Here is a 20463-nt window from a genome sequence, read left to right as displayed (position 1 = left end):
CTCAACTCAAGATATGGACGCGTTTTAGCGGCAAGATAAATATAAAAAAACGGCATCCGAAGATGCCGTTTGGTTACCACTATTTAAAACAACTCAACATTAAAATTGATAAGTTGCCGTAGTGTGGAAGTAACGACCTACGTTGTCATAAGCTGAACTTGCAGCTTCAGTACCCGTAGTGCCGTAAGGTAAGTCACGGTTAAATACGTTATCGATACCAAACTTCAGAGTTACACCTGAGTCGAAGGTATAAGCTACAGATGCATCACTAATATAGTAATCACCGTATTCCATAGCGCTGCTTGGGTTCGCGTTATTGTCTAAAGTGTAGTTAGTGTATAAATCTACGCCTTGAATATAACGTGTTCTCCAAGAGTAATCCCAGTTATCAAGAGCAAAGGTGATGCTCCAGTTTGCTTGCCACTCAGCGTAGCCTGCAGTACCTGCTAACTCTTCAAATGTGTCTGGCTCATCTTGGAAAGAGTAGTCATCACGTTTTAGCAAATGTGTAGCAATTAAGTTGGTGCGAACATCGCCCTCAAATGCTTCGAAGGTGTAGCTAATATCAAAATCGATACCTGCGGCTTCAAGTGCAGCGATGTTTAATGCAAACTGTCTAATTTGAGTCACTTCACCCGTGCTTGAATCACGCGTAATCAAACTACAGTACTGGTTGTTGACGCCATTTGTAGAATCTACACAACGGTCAAGAATATCTTGAGCACCGACAGCGCTAATGGCATTCTCGATTTCAATGTTCCAGTAATCAGTTGTGATTGATAAACCATCAATAAAGCTTGGCTGATAGACCACACCGACAGTATAACTGTTTGATTCTTCTTCTTTTAGCTCTTCATTGCCGCCGCTTAGACCTTCAAGGGTTTTGTCGTCGTAATCTGAGTCAAAGCTGCTTGAAACACCTAATGCTGAACAGTTAGCTTCGCGAATTGATGAGTCACTTAAATCGTTTAAGTTAGAGGTACGGCAAGGGTCGTTAACACTGAAGAATGTTTGACTTGCTGCACCATAAAGTTCACTGATGTTTGGAGCACGGATTGCTTCTGAGTATGTAGTACGAATACGGAGCTCGTCATCAACTTCCCAGCTTAAGCCAGCTTTCCAAGTTGTTGCATTACCAATGGTGCTGTAGTCGGCAAAACGCACTGCTAAATCAAGGTCTAACTGACGAACCATAGGTAAATCAGCAAGTAACGGCAGAGTGATTTCAGCAAAAACTTCGCTAACGTCAAATTCACCTTTGTCTTCGCCTAAAACGTTGAAGAACGTGCCTTCAGCATTGTTAGGTTCAAAAATTTCACTTTCTTCTTTACGGTATTCAACACCCGTAGAGAAACCCACATAACCCGCTGGAAGCTCAAACAAACCTGAGTTTGTCATAGTGCCGCCTAGCACAGTTTGCTTAATGACAGAGGTGCCTTTTGATGTGGTATTGATATAATCAATGGCTTCTTGGCTTGGCGCGCCGTAACCAAAAATATCAACCGCTACACAGCCTTCAGCTCTTGCTGCTTCATCACGACAAACGGCTTCACCATCAACTAAAATTGAATCTAGTGCATTTTCATAGTTACTGAAAACAAGGTTGTTACTGTTAATACGTTCAAGATCAGTTTGACCATAAACGGCATATAGGTCGTAGTCCCAATCTTCAAAAACAACACCTTCAAGCCCCAATACATAACGTTGGGTTTCGCGAGTGTCATCTTCAACACGCACACCTAAATCAGTCATAAAGCGGCGGATATTGACACTATCAACATCATTTTCTTGCATTAGAGACACAAGTTCTGAGCTGATAAACGCGTTATCGATGCTGACGTCATTGGTTGGATCAGCAAAGAAAAATGCTGGTTGACCTTCATCTTTAGACTGACTATTAGAGTATTTTGCTTCAAAATACACATTGTGGTCATCGTTCAATTGGTAGTTTGTTTTGAAGTTAACGTTATAACGCTCAAACTCTGGCTGTAAAATCACAAACTGGTTTAAGTTAGTGAAATCACAATCAGAACAACGAATACCATCAACGTTCTCACCTAAATAAACATCTTTTAGTGAGCCGTCTGCATTAAAGGTTTTCCATCCGTCTAAATATAATGTACCCGCATTGCTAATACTGTAATGGCCAGCATTAGGGGTTAAGATATTATCTGGATTAGCAGGATCGTTATTATCAACAGTACGGTCTGTGTTAGCTAGGCTCGCATAAGATGTTGAGGTTTGCTCCCTATCAAATGCATTAAGCTGCTCCTGTGAGCTGTATTCAACCGCAAACGCAATGTTACCGTCACCTTGGGCAAAATCTTTACCATAAGAAATAGAGAATCGGTCTTTGTTAAAGTCGCTATCGTCAGCCCAGCCTTTGGTCGCAGAAATATCTAAACCGTTAACATTTTTCTTTAAGATAAAGTTAACCACACCAGTTACCGCATCTGCACCATAAATAGCAGATGCACCACCAGTAATCACTTCAACTTTGTCAATCCACACACTTGGGATTGTATTAACGTCAACAGACGATGTACCCGCAGAACTTGATACATGGCGTTTACCGTTAACTAATACCAAGGTTCTGGCTGTACCCATACTTCTTAAATCAAGTAAGTTAAGACCAGAAGTACCAATTGAGTTACCTGAGTTAGCCAATGAGAAAGTACTGCCTAGGGCGGGTAATTGGTTTAGCGCTTCACCAATGTTAGTCACACCTGTAGATAATAATTCGTCACCACTAATAACAGTTACAGGGGTTGGTGCAATGGCCCCTTCACGAATAATACGTGAACCCGTTACTGATATACGTTCAACATTTGATTCAACAGCTGCATCTTCAGCAAATGTATTGATTGATGTGGTGGCCGATAAGGCGACACCACTCATTAACGCAACGCGCACCGCATTGGCTAATTTTGAATTAACTTGCATTTATCACTCCCAGAAATGTTTTTTATTATGGTGTATATGCCGTCAATATTTGGCGTGCCGTATTGACGTAACATTACACAAGCATGTGTATAACCATAAAGTGCATAAAATACAACAGGGGTATTTGGGGTTTGTAATCAATTAAGTATTAACGTAAGTTGTTATTTGTATTCACAAATAAAAAACAACTGTACGACTTTAATGCAAATTTGTCAGCGGTGAAATTTACAAAAGCTGAATTTGTTAACCAAGTGTTTAAAGTAGAGTGTGGCGAGATGTTTTCTGCCGTTGTATTAAGTATACAATGTTATTGTAATGTGTTTTTTATATGGATTTTTTTATGATGAAAAAAAGTAAAGATGTGGTTTATTTTGATATAAATCATCATTTGTTATTTATTTAAATGAGATTGGATATTTTAAGGCAATTAGCATAACGGACAAAAAGGTTATTAATAATTGCGCTGAATTGAATTTGTATTCACCTTTGGTGCGTATTTATTTTTTATTAGATCCGGTTTTGGGTAAATTATTTCAATTCGTTTAATCAACATAAAGGTAATGTACAAAGTGGCAATAAACAGAATGGGTGTAACGTCTTGGATAAAAAATGCCAGCAAAACTGCTGGCATTTAGTTGTCGAGCTGATATTGGCTTACATCAGACGAGTATTATTATTGTACGTTTTCGCTGTCACTAAATTCACCCGCAAACAACGCTGATGATAAGTAACGCTCTGCAGCCGATGGCAATACCACAACGATGGTTTTGTCAGCAAACTCAGGTAATGCAGCAATACGGTTAGCAGCAACAACAGCAGCACCAGAAGAGATACCCACTAAGATACCTTCTTCTTTCATTAAACGGCGTGCCATTTCAATTGAATCTTCGTTACTCACGGCTTCAACACGGTCGATAATCGACAAATCTAAGTTACCAGGAATAAAACCTGCACCGATACCCTGGATTTTATGTGGACCTGGTTGAATAGGTTGTCCAGCTAATGCTTGGGCGATAACTGGTGAGTCAACAGGCTCAACAGCGACAGAGGTAATGGTTTTACCTTGTGCTTTTAAGTAACGGCTCACACCTGTTAACGTGCCGCCTGTTCCCACACCGGCAACAAATACATCAACTTCACCATCGGTATCATTCCAAATTTCTGGACCAGTGGTTTTTTCGTGTATTTCAGGGTTAGCTGGGTTACTGAATTGGCCCAATACTAAATACTTTTCTGGTGCTGACTGACGAATTTCTTCGGCTTTATCAATAGCACCTTTCATGCCTTTAGCGCCTTCAGTCAACACTAAGTTAGCACCTAATGCCTTAAGCAGTTTACGGCGCTCTAAACTCATGGTGTTTGGCATGGTTAAGGTGAGCTTGTAACCTCGTGCCGCAGCAACATAAGCAAGCGCAATACCAGTGTTACCTGATGTTGGTTCAATAAGCTCGATATCTTTAGTTAACAAACCTTTCTTTTCAGCATCCCAAATCATGTTAGCGCCAATACGACACTTAACACTGAAGCTTGGGTTGCGAGCTTCAACTTTTGCTAACACATTACCGTTACTCACACGGTTTAAACGAACGAGTGGGGTATTACCTAAAGTATATGAATTATCTTCGAAAATTTTGCTCATGGATTATTTGCTCCTATGGTTGCATTGTCTAATCATAATCGGCTGCACAATATTTAGAAGTGAAAGTTTGTTCTTCTTTATTCCATTTAGTTATTAGTGATAATGCTGTTATACTAAAAAGGCGGTTTTAGGGGCCAAATTCAACGTTTAGAGCAAATAAACGCCTGTAGATGGTCTGACCATTATGCAAATTTAATTTAGTATGACTAAAACAAAATATAAAATACTAGAATAGCTGCAATAAGTTAATTCGCTCAGCTGTGATGCAACAAGACTGATCTTGGGGGTTATGACCACAATTAAGGTCATAATGGTTAACTCAGGTCATGGGAACGTCTTTTTGTTGATGGGCATTAACTCACTCACTTACTAATAATGGTAGAGCAAAATGAATAAAGTTGTGATTTCAGGTAGCGGTTTATATACCCCTCCTTATAGCGTGTCTAACGATGAGTTAGTGACCTGCTATAACAGTTACGTAGACCAATTTAACCAACAACATGCTGCAGATATTGAAGCCGGTAAAACAGCTGCTTTAGCTTACTCATCAAGTGAGTTTATCGAAAAGGCCTCGGGTATTAAAAGTCGTTATGTCATGGTTAAAGACGGTATTTTAGACACCGACGTAATGATGCCATTAATTGCTGATAAACCGTCTGAAGCGTTATCAATGCAAGCTGAAATGGGCATTGCTGCGGCAACACAAGCGTTAGCGCAAGCGAACCTGACTGCTGAAGATATTGATTTAGTCATCGTAGCGTGTGCCTATACCCAAAGGGCTTACCCAGCTATTGCTATTGAAATCCAACAAGCGATGGGCACCAAAGGTTTTGCCTATGACATGTTAGTGGCTTGTTCGTCTGCCACTTTTGCGATTGTGAATGCCGTTAATGCCATCCGCGGTGGTACCGCCAATCGTGTTTTAGTGATTAACCCTGAGTTAACTTCACCGCAAATCAATTTCCGCGATCGTGATAGCCACTTTATTTTTGGTGATGTAGCGACAGCCGTTGTGGTTGAGCGTGCAGAGCTTTCAACCTCAGAACATGCCTTTAGTGTGTTATCGACGCGTTGTGTCACCGACTACTCCAGTAATATCCGCAGTAACTTTGGTTTTGTTAACCGCTGCGATCCCGCTCAAGCTAACAGTGCTGATAAATTATTTCATCAACAAGGCCGTAAAGTGTTTAAAGAGTTACTGCCAATGATTTACCAACATTTAGATGCTCAATTTACTGACGAGCAGATAAAACCTGATGAATTTAAGCGTTTATGGTTACACCAAGCCAACATAAACATGAATTTATTTGTAGTGAAGAAGCTTCTTGGTGATAATGTTGAACCATCACAAGCACCTATCGTACTTGATGAATATGCGAATACTGCATCAGCAGGGTCCGTCATTGCATTCCATAAATACAACCAAGACTTCAAAACCGGTGATTTAGGTTTACTGTGTTCATTTGGTGCAGGTTATTCGATAGGTAGCATCGTATTAGAGAAGTGTTAAGTGACCGCGTTAGGTCACAGTAATTAAGGTGAATATATTGCGTATATTGATTGTTGAAGACAGTACAACCGTATCTAAAATCTTAAAACATTTGATTATGCAAGAACTGGGCTACCAGGTAGACGTTGCTCCAGATATGTCTAGTGCTTTGGCGTTGTTGGAGCAACACAAATACTTTGTCGTGGTGGCCGATTTAAATTTACCCGATGCGTCCAATGGTGACATTGTGCGTCTGGTATTATCGTCATACAAGACTCCTTGTATTGTGTTAACCAGTAACTTAGACGCGAGTCAACGTCGCGATATTCTTAAGCTGGGTATTGTTGATTACATTCCTAAAGATAACCGTTATAGCTATCAATATGTGGTTAAACTGATTGATAGGCTGTATCGCAATCAGCAGGTGAAAGTGCTGGTTGCCGACGATTCAGTCGTGAGCCGTAAGTTTGTGCGTATGTTGCTAGAGCATCATTTGTTTCAGGTGATTGAAGCCAATGATGGCGAAGAAGCATTAGCTGTATTAGCGCGCGAGCCTGATATTCAACTGCTGATCACCGACTACAATATGCCAAAAATCGATGGCGTTGAGTTAATTTTACGAATACGCGAAAGCTATAATCGTGAAGACATCGCCATTATTGGCTTATCTAATGACAATGACGAAAGTTTATCTGCCAAGTTTATTAAAAACGGTGCGGATGATTTCTTGCAAAAGCCTTTTGTGCATGAAGAGTTTCATTGCCGGGTGCTTAACACATTAGACTCGCTCGACATGATGCGTAACTTGTGGGCTAAAGCAAACCGTGACTATTTAACGAAAGCCTACACGCGACGTTACTTTTTTACTGAGCACAACGGTAAAGAGGGTGAGGTTAGCACCTTATCTGTGGCATTAATTGATTTGGATTTTTTCAAAAAAATTAATGATACCCATGGTCATGATGTAGGAGACCAAGTGTTAGTTGAGTTTGCCCAGCGGCTTGAAAATGCATTTGGCGCTAATTTTACCGTTGCACGTTTTGGTGGCGAAGAGTTTGTTGTGGCGTTTAAAGGGTTAGACAGCACTAAAACCACCACTCTAATGAACAAGTTTCGCGACCAATGTGAAGCGAATCCTATCAGCACGACTGCCGGTGACTTAACCGTGTCATTTAGCTGTGGAGTGACGACGAAAAGCAATGAGTCGTTAGATCACGCGTTACACCGCGCAGACGAACTGCTTTACCAAGCCAAATCGGCTGGGCGAAATCAGGTCATTAGTCAATAAAGCAAACTTAATGACAATATTATGCCGTTGAATGATCACCATCAACGGCATTTTTATTGCCTGCGTTATAACAACCAGGCGTAACTGACCTTCATAAAGAAGGTTTTGTCATTTTGAGTCAGCGAGTCTATGTCATCATTAGCGATAAAAGCATCTGAATAACCAAGATAAAATACACTTTGTGGGTTTAATTTATAACCATAAAGCAACTCATTACCTAGGTCTTCATAAAGGCTATTTGGATTTTGGTATAAATACAGGCTAGGGTCGCGCTCAATGCGGGTATAAACACTGCTTAAACGAATAAAGCTATTGAGTGTCAGTTGCCAGTTTAATCTTAAATCACTGAGGTTTGCTGTAAATAAGCGGCCATCGTCAACATCTAATATTTGGTAACGATGTGAAATGTCGAGCACTAATGACTCGGTTATTTTCCACTCAACGCCAGGATTGAACATATTGACCGATGCAGGGCGGTTATTGGCATAATCAATATCATCGCCAAAATACATGTCGAGTTCTAATTTGAGTGAGCCAACAGGGGTAAAATTAGTGTAAAACCAACCTAAGGTTTCTTCAAACATGGTGGTGTTACCATTAATGGCAATATCGCTTGGGTCATGGCGTCTACCGACTCGCTCGCGCTCAATAACCCCTGCGGCAATATAACTTTGCAAACCACCTTCAAATTCAATAAACATTTCTGTTTCTTGTTCAAGGCGTTCATGTTGTTGGGTATGGGTTATATCCCAATCGCCGCCAACTTCAATTCGATTAAAGAAGTGGTCGTCTGGATACCAGGTATAACCCCCACCAAACACGAACTTAGCTAAATCAACTTTATCAATAAAGCCTAAGTCGGCCCTAAAATCTCGGCCAATCGATTCATATTGGCTAGACACATATCAGTTTCGGCGTTGATGTTCATAAGCGATATTGTACATACCGTCATTAAATTCGCCGTCTTTTTGGGTGCGCAGTACTCGTTCGTTAATCGCGCACTCGCCAATGTCACATTCATCCACGACTTGAGCGCAATCGTCGCTCCCGCAAAACTGATTAAAAAACTCATCAGGATATTGGGTAACCGAGTGCGCATATTGCGCGGTAAAGGTGTCTTGTTTGGTCGGTTGGTATTTAATGTCGCCACTGAGAAGGTAGTTATGATAATCGTCGGCTTGCTTTAAGGTTAGCAAACCGCCCACCGAAAACTGCTTACTGGGATCAAAACGATACCGACTGGCAACGTTATGGCTAGTATCATCTATTACCGCAATATCAGAGCTTAAATTGCCCGGTACCAAAAATTGGCTTTGAATGTCATTGGCGGCCAACACGGCAAAAGTATGGTCATCGGTTTTACTGGTGAGCTTTACACCATAATCAGGCGAGCCAATATTACGGGTATGGAGTAAATCTAATTGGGTGTCAAAGTAGTCTTTATTGTCTAAAAAGAAGGCGCGTTTTTCAGGAAAAAATAGGGCAAAGGTGTTGTTCACATCTAATTGGCCGGCATCCGCCTCAACCTGAGAGAAATCAGGGTTAATGGTGGCATTTAATAAGGTGGTTGGCGTGATCCCCCAGCGTAAATCTAAACCTGCTTCAACATTGGTATCGTCAGTCCATGGACCTGTGGGCGCAACATCACGTTGACTATTTTGATTGGCGACCAGTGAGGGGGTCAATTGCAGGTCTTTACCTTGTGTTGCACCAGCAAGGCCTGTCGCCGTACCGAGTTGGCAAAGCTGACATGACACATTGCGATCAATTTGGTGAGTCGACAGACGATGAGTTTCGTTTCTTGGATAAAAACGCACCAACTCTATTCCCCATGTTTGCACAGGGTGGCGATCATCAAAATTAAATAAGCGCAGTGGCAGTTGTATTTCAACTTGATAACCTTGGTCGGTTATTTTACCTCTGCTATACCAAATACCATCCCAGGCATCACTTTCTTGACCTGTGAGTTCATTTTCAATCGAATCGCTTTGTACCCCATAGGCATTGATAAAGAACTGATAAGCCAAACGGGCATTGTTAAAGGTATCGAGTTTAATGCCCACCATATCGTCGCCCCATGCATTATCTCTGTCTCTTAAATTGGCGCGGATATTTTCTGGTGCAGGGTCGTGGGCAATAAAAGCAAAATACAAACTGGTGTTCGAGGCAAACACTTTGGCATAAGTATTAACCGGGGCGGCGGTATTTTCAGCGGGTGAGGTTTCATATTGCAACATCACTTGCGCAGCGTGTTGCCAGGCCGGCTCATTAATGTCGCCATCGACATTAATTTCTTCATTAATGGTGGGTATATCTAAATGAAATTGTTGGCTCGAACCCGCATAAACGCATGGAGACATTAGGCTCGATATAAGGCTTACCGCAAATAGCGCACGAAAATAGTTAATCACAATCATGGTTTCTCGTTATTGTTATTTTGCCTATTGTCGCAAAAATTAGTGCTAATGGCAGGTCTGATTTGTAAATAAAATATCAATAAATTGTTACGGGGTGTTTGTTGCGTAGGGAGGTGTTTTGATAAAAAAGCCCGCTCATTTGAGCAGGCTAGTGTCTATAGGTATCGATTACTCTGGGGCAATCGTTGGGTGTTTATAGGCTTCACGATATTTATCTACCCACATTGATGTTGCGCCACAAATGGCCACGGGCATCACAATAAAATTAACAATTGGGATCATAGAGAATAATGTCACAGCTGCGCCAAAACTGAAGCTTGAGCCTTTGGTATTTTTTAGGGCAAATTTCATGTCATTAAAAGCAACCTTGTGGTTGTCAAACGGGTAATCACAATATTGAATTGCCATCATCCACGCGGTAAATAAAAACCACAATATAGGTGCGGCAGTTTGACCAATGACAGGCACCCAAAATAACACCAAAAACAGTAGCGCTCTGGGTAAGTAGTATTTCAATTTAGTCCATTCACGGCCAAGGATCCGTGGTAAATCTTTGACCATATCGATTGATGTGCCGGTATTTAAGTTTTTACCCGTGAGGTGCTGCTCTACCTTTTCAGCAAGTAAGCCGTTAAAGGGGGCGGCTAACCAATTCATTACTGAGCTGAATATAAACGACATCACCACAAGCATGGTTAACACTGCTAATGGCCATAAAAAAAAGTGCAACCAACTAAGGTAGTCTGGTAGTTGGCCGTTCATCCAATCAAACAGCACTGTCAGTTGGCCCACGGCAAGGTACATTGCCCCAGCAAAAAGGATTAAATTGATCATTAAAGGGATAAACACAAACGAGCGTAAACCCGGCTGTTTAATCAATTGAAAGCCTTGAATAAAATAATTAACACCGCTCTTCTTCATGCTCTGAGAGTTATTTATCATCTAACGCGCCTATTTTGTGACTCATGCCACTAATTTTGACCAGCCAACGGCAATAAAACAAGCGTTAAACTGTATCAAAAGGATAAAAATCGTTACAAAATGCAGCTCAATTGCTAAAGTGAGCTGCTTTTTCCTTTTAATGCGTACCTGAACTGGCAACATGAGATTAAAACAAATAAAACTTGCTGGATTTAAGTCGTTTGTAGACCCAACTAAAATCCCTTTTGATAATGCGTTATCAGCAATTATTGGTCCAAACGGTTGTGGTAAATCCAATGTGATTGATGCCGTGCGTTGGGTGCTGGGAGAAAGTAGCGCCAAAAATTTACGTGGCGACTCGATGACCGATGTTATTTTTAACGGCTCATCTGCCCGCAAACCTATATCAGTAGCCGGTGTCGAACTGGTATTTGAAAACTCCCAAGGCCGCTTAGCCGGACAATATGCCAGTTACCAAGAAATCTCTGTTAAACGTCAGGTTAACCGCGACAGTGAATCCACCTATTTTTTAAATGGTCAAAAGTGTCGTCGTAAAGACATTACCGAACTGTTTATGGGCACCGGCCTTGGACCGCGCAGTTATGCGATCATTGAACAAGGGACCATTTCTCGCTTAATCGAATCTAAGCCGCAAGAATTACGAGTGTTTATTGAAGAAGCCGCAGGGATTTCTCGTTATAAAGAGCGCCGCCGTGAAACCGAAAACCGCATTCGACATACCCGAGAAAATCTTGAACGCTTAAACGACATTAGAGTTGAATTAGGCGCGCAGCTCGACAAATTATCACAACAAGCTAAAGCGGCTTTACAGTACCGCGAGCTTAAAACGAACGAACGTTTATTGCACAGCCAGTTATTAGTGATCCGCTATCAAGAATTATTAAATCAAACTGACAAACTTGACCAAGAGTCAAGCGTGCTTGAAACCCAAGCCGAACAGTTGCAAACAACCAGCCGACATAGCGAAACCACAGTCACTCAACTAAAACAGCAGCTTGAAGAGTTAAGTGACGCTGAGCATAAGTTAGTTGAACAGTATTATCTTACCGGCAACAATATCACTAAATTTGAGCAGCAACTTAAGCATCAGCAGCAACAAGATACTCAATTACAGCAGCAAATCAGTGGATTACAACAACAAATAGCCACTGGCGAGCGCACCATTGCCAATTTAAGTGACAGTTATCAACAACTTGTTACCCAAGCGGATGCTTTAGCACCGCAAACTGAGCAAGCGCAAAGTGAACTCGATCTCATTGACGAGCAGTTATCTATCGTTGAAGACGCCTGTGATGAGCAACAAACTCAACTCACCCAACACGCAGAAACCTTAGCCTCGACTAAGATGCAGTTGGCATTATCGCAATCGAGTTTGACCCATCAACAGCAAGCTTTGCAACAAGATGACCGCCAAAAACAGCAACTGAATCAAGAACTGACAGCGCTCAATCAACAAGACAATCAAACCCAGTTGCTTGAGGCTGAAACTGAATTAACCTCATTAGATCAAACGCTCAGCGCAACCCTTGAACAACAGCAGGAACTTGAACAGCAAGTCAGCTCGCTGCAGCATACGCTTGAGCAGCATCGTGAGGCGTATCAAAGCCTAAAGCAAACCATGACTCATCGACATTCACGATTGCAGTTAATTGATGAGTTACTTGCCGGACACACCCAAGCAGAAGGCCTACAATTATGGCAAGTGGTTGATGTGCAGCCCGGTTGGGAGAAAGCGGTTGATATGGTCTTACAAGGGCTGAGCCAATTGCCTGTGCTGACGCAAGCCCAAGGCATGGCAACACCCAGTCGCATTGGTTTTACGCAAGGTGAAGTACTAAGCAACCAAGCGCTTAATACCCAGGCCAATCTCGCACCTTGGTTTAAATCAGTTGTTTGGGCGCAAAACCTTGATGAAGCAAGCCAGTTGCTGCCTCAAATTGCAGATGATCAATACATTGCCACCCAAGAAGGCTATCTAGTCGGTCATGGTTTTGTGTTAAATCATACTCAATCAGGCCAGTCGGCCATTGTGTTAAGTCAAGAGCGCAACGAACTCAGTGCAGAGTTAGAATCGCTAGCGCATCAACTTAACTTAGCTCAGCAGCAACTCACTGAGCACACACAAAAAGTTGCAGACGATCAACTTGCATTAGGTCAAGTGCAACAACACAGTCATCAATTACAAATACAACAAACTAAGTTGCAATCAACCTTAGTCAGTTTGCAACAGCAGCGTGATGATAAGCAGCAAAAGCAACAACAATGTCATGATTTGCTGACCAAGCTTGAGCAAAGCTATCATGACAAGCAACTGCAGATTGAAGCGTATGAAGCGCAAATCTTTAGCCAAGAGCAAGCAATGGCAGATGCCATTAATCAACATGAAGTGGCGCAACATGCATGGCAAAATAGTCAGGCTAAATTACGAGAAACCAAAACAAAACGGCTTGAGGCAGTTAGCAAGCTGACACAACAGCAAACTACAGTGCAACAACATGCCACTCAACAAGCGCTTGGCCTGCAACAATTACAACAGCAAACAGAAAAACAGACTGAATTATCAGCCCAATACACTCAGCTGCAAAAAATGTTGCAAGACAATCAACATCAACGTGGCGAGCACCAAATTGCCCAATTATCGGCCCAGCTAACGCAAGCGCTTGAGCAACAGCAAGCCCTGCAGCAACAACTGCAACAAAATAGGGCCCAACAAGCCGAACTGCAAACCAGTTTTGATAGCTCAGTATTGATGCAAAAACAACAGCTTGTAGCGTTACAAGACTTGACTCAAAAGATAAGCGCGTTAAAGTTACGTCGTGAGGGTTTAAAAGGGCAAGCAAATGCACAACTGCAATTACTGCAAGAGCAGCAAATTCAGTTACAACAAGTGATTGCCGACATGCCTGAACACGCAACGGCGAGTGTGTGGACAGAGCAGCTCGAAAAGGTCAAACAAAAAATTAGTCGTTTAGGCGCGATTAACCTCGCGGCAATTGAAGAATTTGAAACTCAACGTGAGCGAAAAGCCTATTTAGACCGTCAAGATGATGACCTAAATAAAGGCTTAACCACGTTAGAAGATGCCATTAGAAAGATAGACAAAGAAACCAAAACCCGCTTCAAAGCAACATTCGAAGCGGTCAATCACGATTTAGGGCAGTTGTTCCCTAAAGTGTTTGGCGGTGGTCGAGCTTATTTAGCGCTCACCGATGATGACTTGCTCGAAACCGGAGTCACCATCATGGCCCAACCGCCAGGTAAGAAGAATAGCACCATACATTTACTTAGTGGTGGAGAAAAAGCGTTAACCGCTTTATCATTAGTCTTTGCTATTTTTAGACTAAATCCAGCACCTTTTTGTATGTTAGATGAAGTTGATGCACCTTTGGATGACGCCAACGTCGAACGTTTTTGCCGCTTGCTGCAAGAAATGTCACAAAGCGTGCAGTTTATCTATATCAGTCACAATAAAATAACGATGGAAATGGCTGATCAACTCATTGGCGTTACTATGCATGAACCAGGCGTTTCAAGGATAGTCGCAGTGGATATTGAAGCCGCAGTTGCCTTAGCCGACGCGGTATAAATTTGAAAGACAGGGATACTAATGAAAGATCTACAATTGGTGTTGTTTATATTAGGCGCGATCGCAATTATTGCGGTGTTAGTGCATGGTTTTTGGTCAATTAGAAAACAACAACCTAAATCAATGAAGCAAAGTCCGATGGCCGGATTTTACAAAAACCAAGCTCAACGTCGTGACTCAGAAGGGTTCGATGCTGATGGTATTGGTCAAGTGCGAGTGCGCAAAGCTGACGAAGTTGAAGAAACAGTCATTAAACCGGTGTTAAAAACCAATTTAAGTCAAAAGCCAACAGAGCCCAAATTAAGTGATACGCCACTGCAAGATGCATTTGAGCAAACGCCTGCAAAAGCGCAGCAGCCGACTCAACAACCATTATTTGCAGACGACGATCAGGTGTCAGAAGCGGCGTCATCTCACGCCTCGTTGAGCACCCCGAAAAAAATTGTAAATCCATCAACCAGTACCGCCAAATTAGAAAGCTATACTGGTAAGCCACTGCCAACCAAGCCTGCACCAGCAAAAACAGAATCGACAAAGACAGAGCCAGCCAAAATTGAACCGCTCATTCTTGACGAGGCGCCACAAGCAGTTGAAGCTGAACCACAAGTACAGCCTTCGGTTTCTGCAGAAGTTAAAGCCGAACCTGCGCCGCAAATCGATGAGCCAATTGAGCCAACTGATGTGTTAGTACTTCATGTTGTGGCAAAACCGGGCGAGCAAATTAATGGCGCTGAATTATTGCCAAGCTTGTTATCACTTAACTTTAAGTTTGGCGATATGGATATTTTTCATCGTCATATCGATAACGCTGGCACGGGAAAAGTATTGTTTTCACTGGCAAACATGTTAAAGCCTGGGGTATTTGACCCAGATAATATGGAGCAGTTTGTTACCCAGGGCGTGGTCATGTTTATGACTTTACCGGCATATGGCGACCCAATGATGAACTTTACCATTATGCTTAACTCGGCGTATCAAATTGCTGATGATTTAGGCGCCGAGCTGCTTGACGGCCAACGTCAACCTTGGTCTGAAGCCACTAAAAAAGACTACATAAGACGTGTAAACGCTGCGTAAGAAGAAACTCAATATAGTATTGAACATTACCGCTTTAAGGCCGCAGCAGCGGCCTTAATTGTTTTATTCCCATCGGCAATAGCGGTCTATGCTATTTGATGAAAAATTTAAGTTAACCCTTGTATGACGGATACCCAAATGCACCCAATTCAAACCGAAATGGATCAACTGACTCAGACCATCAATCAACACAACATTCGCTATTATGTTGATGATGCGCCCTCGATCCCCGACGCTGAATACGACAGATTGATGCAACGTTTGATTCAACTTGAAGGTGAGTATCCACAATTTACGTTGCCAGATTCGCCAAGTAAAAGAGTGGGGGGGATGGCATTACAAAAGTTTGATCAAATTACTCATTTAAAGCCGATGCTCAGTTTAGATAATGCCTTTGAACAAAGTGATTTTGACGCATTTAACAAACGAATTACCGATAAAGTCGACCAAGTTGACTATGTTTGCGAACCTAAACTCGATGGCTTAGCGGTATCGATTACTTATCGCAGCGGTGTGCTTGAACGTGCAGCGACCCGTGGCGATGGCTCTGTAGGTGAAGACATTACTGAAAACGTCCGCACTATTCGCTCAATTCCGCTTAAATTGCGTGGCGAAGGCTTTCCAGATCTGGTTGAAGTTCGTGGTGAAGTCTTTATGCCTAAAGCGGCATTTGAGGCGTTGAATCAACGTCAAATTAGCAAAGGCGACAAAGTATTTGTTAATCCGCGTAACGCAGCCGCAGGCAGTTTACGCCAGTTAGACAGTAAAATTACCGCTTCGCGCGCTTTAGGGTTTTACGCTTATGCTCTTGGGGTTGTCGAGGGTGAATCGCAACCAATGCAAATGACTCATTTTGGCCAGTTAACCCAACTTAAGCAGTGGGGGTTACCGATGAGCCCAGAAGTGAAAGTGTGCGATTCTGTTGAAAAAGTCTTTGCTTATTATCAAGATATTATGACTCGTCGTAGTCAACTTGATTATGAAATCGATGGCGTAGTGATTAAAGTTAATGACATCACTAAGCAGCAATCGCTAGGTTTTGTTGCTAAGGCACCACGATGGGCAATTGCCTATAAGTTTCCGGCACAAGAAGAAATGACCTTGCTTGAATCTGTTGACTTTCAAGTGGGTCGCACTGGCGCGGTCACACCAGTAGCCCGCTTAAAGCCAGTGTTTGTCGGTGGTGTAACCGTTTCGAATGCCACATTACATAATGCTGATGAAATTGCCCGCCTTGGGGTTAAAATTGGCGACACTGTGATTATTCGCCGTGCGGGTGATGTTATCCCACAAATTGTTGCCATTGTGGCAGAGCAGCGCCCTGATGATGCTAAAGATATTGTGTTTCCGCAACATTGCCCAGTGTGTCAAAGTGTGGTTGAACGTTTAGAAGGCGAAGCCGTTGCGCGTTGCAGTGGCGGATTGTTTTGCGAAGCCCAGCGCAAAGAAGCCATCAAACACTTTGCATCACGTAAAGCGCTTAATATTGATGGCATGGGTGATAAAATTGTTGAACAATTAATTGATAAAGAATTAGTGAAAACCCCAGCGGATTTATTTTCGCTGACTGCTTCAGCTGTCACTATGCTAGACCGTATGGCAATGAAGTCGGCCACTAATATCGTTAACGCAATTAAGCAAGCCAAAAGCACGACCTTAGCGCGATTTTTGTATAGTTTAGGTATTCGAGAAGTCGGCGAGGCCACAGCGGCCAACCTAGCCCAGCACTTTGCTGAGTTTGAACGGATCCGCACGGCCAGTGTTGAACAGTTACTTGAAGTGAGTGATGTGGGCGAAGTGGTGGCTAAACACATAAGCCAATTTTTTGCACAACCGCATAATATTGAAGTCATTGAACAGTTACTTGAGGCAGGCATTACCTGGCCAGCAATAGAGCAAGCAGATGAGTCACAATTAAGCCTCAAAGGCCAAACCTGGGTGTTAACGGGGACTTTAACGCAGCTTAACCGAAATGACGCCAAAGCGCAGTTGCAAGCCTTGGGCGCAAAAGTAGCTGGCAGTGTCTCTAAAAACACCGATTGTGTGGTCGCTGGTGAGGCTGCAGGGTCGAAATTAGCAAAAGCGCAAGAACTTGGCGTTAAAGTGATTGATGAGCAAGGATTATTAGACTTGCTCAATGCAAGTGATTAATCTGGACGTGATGAAGACTGAGTTTATGTCTATGGCCGCCGATAAGAGTATATTGTGAATTTTAGTCATATTACCTGGCTCGATGATCGCGGTCATATCAAGCCACCGCTATTTTTGTATTTAATATTGGTGTTTTTGGCTCGTGGGTGGTGTATTTTTGTCGCTTCACTCACTCAGTTTAATGACCGTTCAGGGCTTGTGCGGCTGTTTTACCCAGAAAAAACTGACTTTATCTTAGCGTTAGTGGCAGGTGTAGGTGCGGTACTGGTTTATGGCTTGATTATCGCCGAGCGTAAACGCAGTTGGCTAATATTAAGGCCACTGTTTAGTAAAAGTATTTGGTTTTTATGGGCTTTACTTATTTTAGATGGGGTGTTTTTACTGCAACGAATCGTGCATGATGACTATTTATTTAAACTGGGTTACTCACTTGATGCACTTTTTTTATTTTGGTCTGTTATTTATGTACTAAAATCAAAGCGGTTACATTACTACTTTGCCGATTGGACTGTCGACGACAATGAACCGTCTGAGGTGACAGAAAAACGTAATTAATCATAACGGCATCATCGCCCCAATGATATTCTCATTTCAGCCTCATAGGCTATTGTGAAAGGATCACGACTTTGGCAAAAACAGAATTAACCAAAATACCTGTTTCGCAAATGGTTATCGGTTTAACCGTTAAGCTGCCGTTGTCGTGGACTAGTCATCCATTTTTCCGCAGTAAAGTAAAACTAGAACAACAAGTGCAAATCGAGATGATTAAAGGCCTTGATGTTGAATTTGTTTATGTTATTGATGGCCATGATTTATTACCTGAGATAGAAGAGGTCATTGAAGAAACCCCAGTCGAAGAAGAGCAAGTCAAAGAGATAGATTACCGCCCATTAGCTAAAAAAAGTATGCGAGTCAGTCAGCAACGGTTTGTTAAGTCTGTTAACGACAGCCGCACTGTGTTTGGTAAAGTGTTGAGCGATCCAGAAGGCGCCTACCGTGAAGCCGCCACGTTAGTTGAAGATTTAATTGAACATTTGTACGAAAGCGAAACGCCGCATTTAACCCTAGTGGGCAGTGGCGAAGCTGACGTGAGTGTAACTCAGCATGGTATTTCGGTAGCCGTATTATCAATGATGATTGCTCATGTATTGTCATTAAGCAAAACAGAACAGCGAGATATCGCCCTAGGCAGTTTGTTTCATGACATTGGTAAGCTAAAAGTCCCCGAAGACATCAGGCGCAAACGCGGTGAATTAACCGATGTTGAAGCTAATTTTTTAAAAATGCACCCTAACTTTGGCTACGATATGCTAAAACGTACTGGGTTATTTCCTGAAGCGATGCTTGATATTGTATTACACCACCATGAGTTTATTGACGGCAGTGGTTTTCCTCACCAATTAACCGAAGCTAAATTGTTAATCACTACGCAAGTTGTATCATTAGCCAATGATTACGAAACCTTGCTTAATCAATATCGTGCTCCGCAAGTCGCCTTAGGTATTTTATTTAAAAATCACAGTAAAAAGCACAGTGATAAACTTATTTCTGTGTTGGTTAAAATACTTGGTATCTATCCTCCAGGCACCATTGTCCGCTTAAGCGATGACGCGATTGCCAAAGTCATGATGACAACCGCAGATGTAAAAAAACCGCATGTGTGGTCTTGCGATGTGACTGGCGCCGACCCTAGTTTTCGCTTTTTAATCAGTGAAAATGTGCACGTTAAAGAAGTCATTAAGCTAGACGATCTATCAGAAGGTGCAGTTAAAACACTGCAAGCCAATAATCCTATTAGCTTTTACTTTAATCATTTTAATCACCAAGAGAATCAATGAAAACAATAACACTTATTGGATGTGGCTGGTTCGGTCTTCCTTTGGCGAAACACCTTATAAACCAGGGTTTTCAAGTCAAAGCGTCTAAACGTCAGGTCGATGATTTAGTCTCGTTACCGCAATTAGGCATTAAAGCCTACCAGCTAGATTTAGCCAATGTTAGCGATGACGTCAAAAGCTCTTCGCTGTTTGATGCCGACGCCATTGTGATTAATATTCCTCCTAGGCTTCGTCGCGGCGATTCTGACTACATTGCCTATTTAACTGAACTTAAATCATTAATGGGAACGCGGCTGTATCAAAAGGTTATTTTTATCAGCACAACGGGAGTGTATCCCTCTGCTGATCAAACCGTAACCGAAGCTGACGCCAGTGCATTTAGTGATACCAGCACGACATTGTTGCAAGCGGAAGCCATGTTTGCAGCCATGCCCAATAGCTGTATTGTGCGATTTTCTGGCTTAATTGGCCCCAAACGCCATCCTGGTCGCTTTTTTGCGGGTAAAACCGATGTGAGCGGCGCGAATGTGGCGGTCAATTTGGTGCACTTAGAAGATTGCATTGCTGCTGTTAGCTTGATTTTATCAAACCCTAACACCTTGCCGATTTATAATCTGGCCGCGCCTGTTCATCCTACACGCGGCGAGTTTTATGTGAAAGCTGCTGAGCATCTTGGCTTAACGCCCCCTGAATTTAATCAACAACAACAGCCCAATAAAGTGATTGATGGTCAGTTAATTTGTCGCCATTTAGGCTATGAGTATCGTCAACCTAATCCGCTTAAAATGCTTGATGCTTGCTAAACTTGCATAGGCTATAATAGCCGGCATATTTTGAATAAAAGGCAATTATTGTGACGACTCAAACTCAAGCGTTTGCATTACTTCCAGGTGATGAATACGTAGAACTGTACAAAGTGTTAAAAGTGCAAGGCCTAGTCAACGGCGGTGGCGATGCAAAGCATGTTATCACTGAAGGTCAAGTAACCGTCAATGGTGAAATTGACACCCGTAAACGTAAAAAATGCGTAGTTGGCGATGTTATTTCGTTTAACGGTGCAAATATTGAAATAGTTGCGGCGCAATAAAGGACA

General features: G+C 42.3%; 14 protein-coding genes. 9 read left to right on the top strand and 5 right to left on the bottom strand.

Translation table 11 applies throughout. The features are described from left to right. Nucleotides 1-99: 99 nt before the first annotated feature. Entirely contained in the window at nucleotides 100-2943 is a 2844-nt protein-coding gene (locus IEY48_RS10835) for a TonB-dependent receptor domain-containing protein (RefSeq protein WP_188920169.1), read from the bottom strand. Nucleotides 2944-3616: 673 nt separating this feature from the next. Further along, nucleotides 3617-4582 carry a cysteine synthase A gene (gene cysK, locus IEY48_RS10830; RefSeq protein WP_188920167.1) on the bottom strand — a complete coding sequence of 322 codons (966 nt, stop codon included), beginning with the start codon at nucleotides 4580-4582 and terminating at the stop codon, nucleotides 3617-3619. Between the two features lie 388 nt (nucleotides 4583-4970). Here cysK and IEY48_RS10825 point away from each other — a divergent pair, with 388 nt between their 5' ends. Both IEY48_RS10825 and IEY48_RS10820 read left to right on the top strand, forming a co-directional pair. Next, a complete protein-coding gene (locus IEY48_RS10825) occupies nucleotides 4971-6092 on the top strand; it encodes a beta-ketoacyl-ACP synthase III (RefSeq protein ID WP_188920165.1) in 1122 nt (373 codons plus the stop codon). A gap of 37 nt (nucleotides 6093-6129) precedes the next feature. After that, on the top strand, nucleotides 6130-7359 hold the full coding sequence (locus tag IEY48_RS10820; RefSeq protein ID WP_188920163.1) for a response regulator: 1230 nt from the start codon (nucleotides 6130-6132) through the stop codon (nucleotides 7357-7359). 65 nt (nucleotides 7360-7424) lie between these two features. Here IEY48_RS10820 and IEY48_RS20590 read toward each other — a convergent pair whose 3' ends face one another. From IEY48_RS20590 to cysZ, 3 genes are all read right to left on the bottom strand, one after another. Continuing rightward, entirely contained in the window at nucleotides 7425-8261 is an 837-nt protein-coding gene (locus tag IEY48_RS20590) for a hypothetical protein (RefSeq protein ID WP_308424896.1), read from the bottom strand. Nucleotides 8262-8264: 3 nt separating this feature from the next. After that, on the bottom strand, nucleotides 8265-9776 hold the full coding sequence (locus IEY48_RS20585; protein ID WP_308424895.1) for a carbohydrate binding family 9 domain-containing protein: 1512 nt from the start codon (nucleotides 9774-9776) through the stop codon (nucleotides 8265-8267). 168 nt (nucleotides 9777-9944) lie between these two features. Then, complete coding sequence (gene cysZ, locus IEY48_RS10810; protein ID WP_188920161.1) at nucleotides 9945-10718, bottom strand: sulfate transporter CysZ; 774 nt, start codon at nucleotides 10716-10718, stop codon at nucleotides 9945-9947. 160 nt (nucleotides 10719-10878) lie between these two features. On the opposite strand from cysZ, the gene smc reads away from it, so the two are divergent. The 7 genes from smc to IEY48_RS10775 all read left to right on the top strand — a co-directional run bounded on the left by smc (nucleotide 10879) and on the right by IEY48_RS10775 (nucleotide 20457). After that, a complete protein-coding gene (smc, locus tag IEY48_RS10805) occupies nucleotides 10879-14304 on the top strand; it encodes a chromosome segregation protein SMC (RefSeq protein WP_188920159.1) in 3426 nt (1141 codons plus the stop codon). Nucleotides 14305-14325: 21 nt separating this feature from the next. Continuing rightward, on the top strand, nucleotides 14326-15381 hold the full coding sequence (gene zipA / locus IEY48_RS10800) for a cell division protein ZipA (protein ID WP_188920158.1): 1056 nt from the start codon (nucleotides 14326-14328) through the stop codon (nucleotides 15379-15381). Nucleotides 15382-15519: 138 nt separating this feature from the next. Then, nucleotides 15520-17532, top strand: a complete 2013-nt coding sequence (gene ligA / locus IEY48_RS10795) for an NAD-dependent DNA ligase LigA (protein ID WP_373293724.1) — start codon at nucleotides 15520-15522, stop codon at nucleotides 17530-17532. Nucleotides 17533-17586: 54 nt separating this feature from the next. Beyond that, nucleotides 17587-18087, top strand: a complete 501-nt coding sequence (locus tag IEY48_RS10790) for a DUF2919 domain-containing protein (RefSeq protein ID WP_188920154.1) — start codon at nucleotides 17587-17589, stop codon at nucleotides 18085-18087. Between the two features lie 71 nt (nucleotides 18088-18158). Then, nucleotides 18159-19370 (top strand): HD-GYP domain-containing protein, encoded by a 1212-nt coding sequence (locus tag IEY48_RS10785; RefSeq protein ID WP_188920152.1) that lies wholly within the window; start codon nucleotides 18159-18161, stop codon nucleotides 19368-19370. After that, nucleotides 19367-20173, top strand: a complete 807-nt coding sequence (locus tag IEY48_RS10780; RefSeq protein WP_188920150.1) for an SDR family oxidoreductase — start codon at nucleotides 19367-19369, stop codon at nucleotides 20171-20173. Before IEY48_RS10785 ends, IEY48_RS10780 begins: the two co-directional genes overlap by 4 nt. Before the next feature lie 50 nt (nucleotides 20174-20223). Further along, nucleotides 20224-20457, top strand: coding sequence for an RNA-binding S4 domain-containing protein (locus tag IEY48_RS10775; RefSeq protein WP_188920148.1), 234 nt, complete (start codon nucleotides 20224-20226; stop codon nucleotides 20455-20457). The last annotated feature ends 6 nt before the right edge of the window (nucleotides 20458-20463 follow it).

It is taken from the genome of Shewanella saliphila (assembly GCF_014648295.1).
In the GTDB taxonomy this organism is placed as follows: domain Bacteria; phylum Pseudomonadota; class Gammaproteobacteria; order Enterobacterales; family Shewanellaceae; genus Shewanella; species Shewanella saliphila.
The sequence above is the reverse complement of the archived record's forward strand: the minus strand, read 5'-3'. Positions and strand labels throughout refer to the sequence as shown.

Excerpts from the sequence above, each read along its gene's own strand:
- cysZ (WP_188920161.1), bottom strand. The coding sequence starts at position 10,718 with ATGATAAATAACTCTCAGAGCATGAAGAAGAGCGGTGTTAATTATTTT.
- IEY48_RS10780 (WP_188920150.1), top strand. The coding sequence starts at position 19,367 with ATGAAAACAATAACACTTATTGGATGTGGCTGGTTCGGTCTTCCTTTG.
- smc (WP_188920159.1), top strand. The coding sequence starts at position 10,879 with ATGAGATTAAAACAAATAAAACTTGCTGGATTTAAGTCGTTTGTAGAC.
- cysK (WP_188920167.1), bottom strand. The coding sequence starts at position 4,582 with ATGAGCAAAATTTTCGAAGATAATTCATATACTTTAGGTAATACCCCA.
- IEY48_RS20585 (WP_308424895.1), bottom strand. The coding sequence starts at position 9,776 with ATGATTGTGATTAACTATTTTCGTGCGCTATTTGCGGTAAGCCTTATA.
- IEY48_RS10835 (WP_188920169.1), bottom strand. The coding sequence starts at position 2,943 with ATGCAAGTTAATTCAAAATTAGCCAATGCGGTGCGCGTTGCGTTAATG.
- IEY48_RS10825 (WP_188920165.1), top strand. The coding sequence starts at position 4,971 with ATGAATAAAGTTGTGATTTCAGGTAGCGGTTTATATACCCCTCCTTAT.
- ligA (WP_373293724.1), top strand. The coding sequence starts at position 15,520 with ATGCACCCAATTCAAACCGAAATGGATCAACTGACTCAGACCATCAAT.
- zipA (WP_188920158.1), top strand. The coding sequence starts at position 14,326 with ATGAAAGATCTACAATTGGTGTTGTTTATATTAGGCGCGATCGCAATT.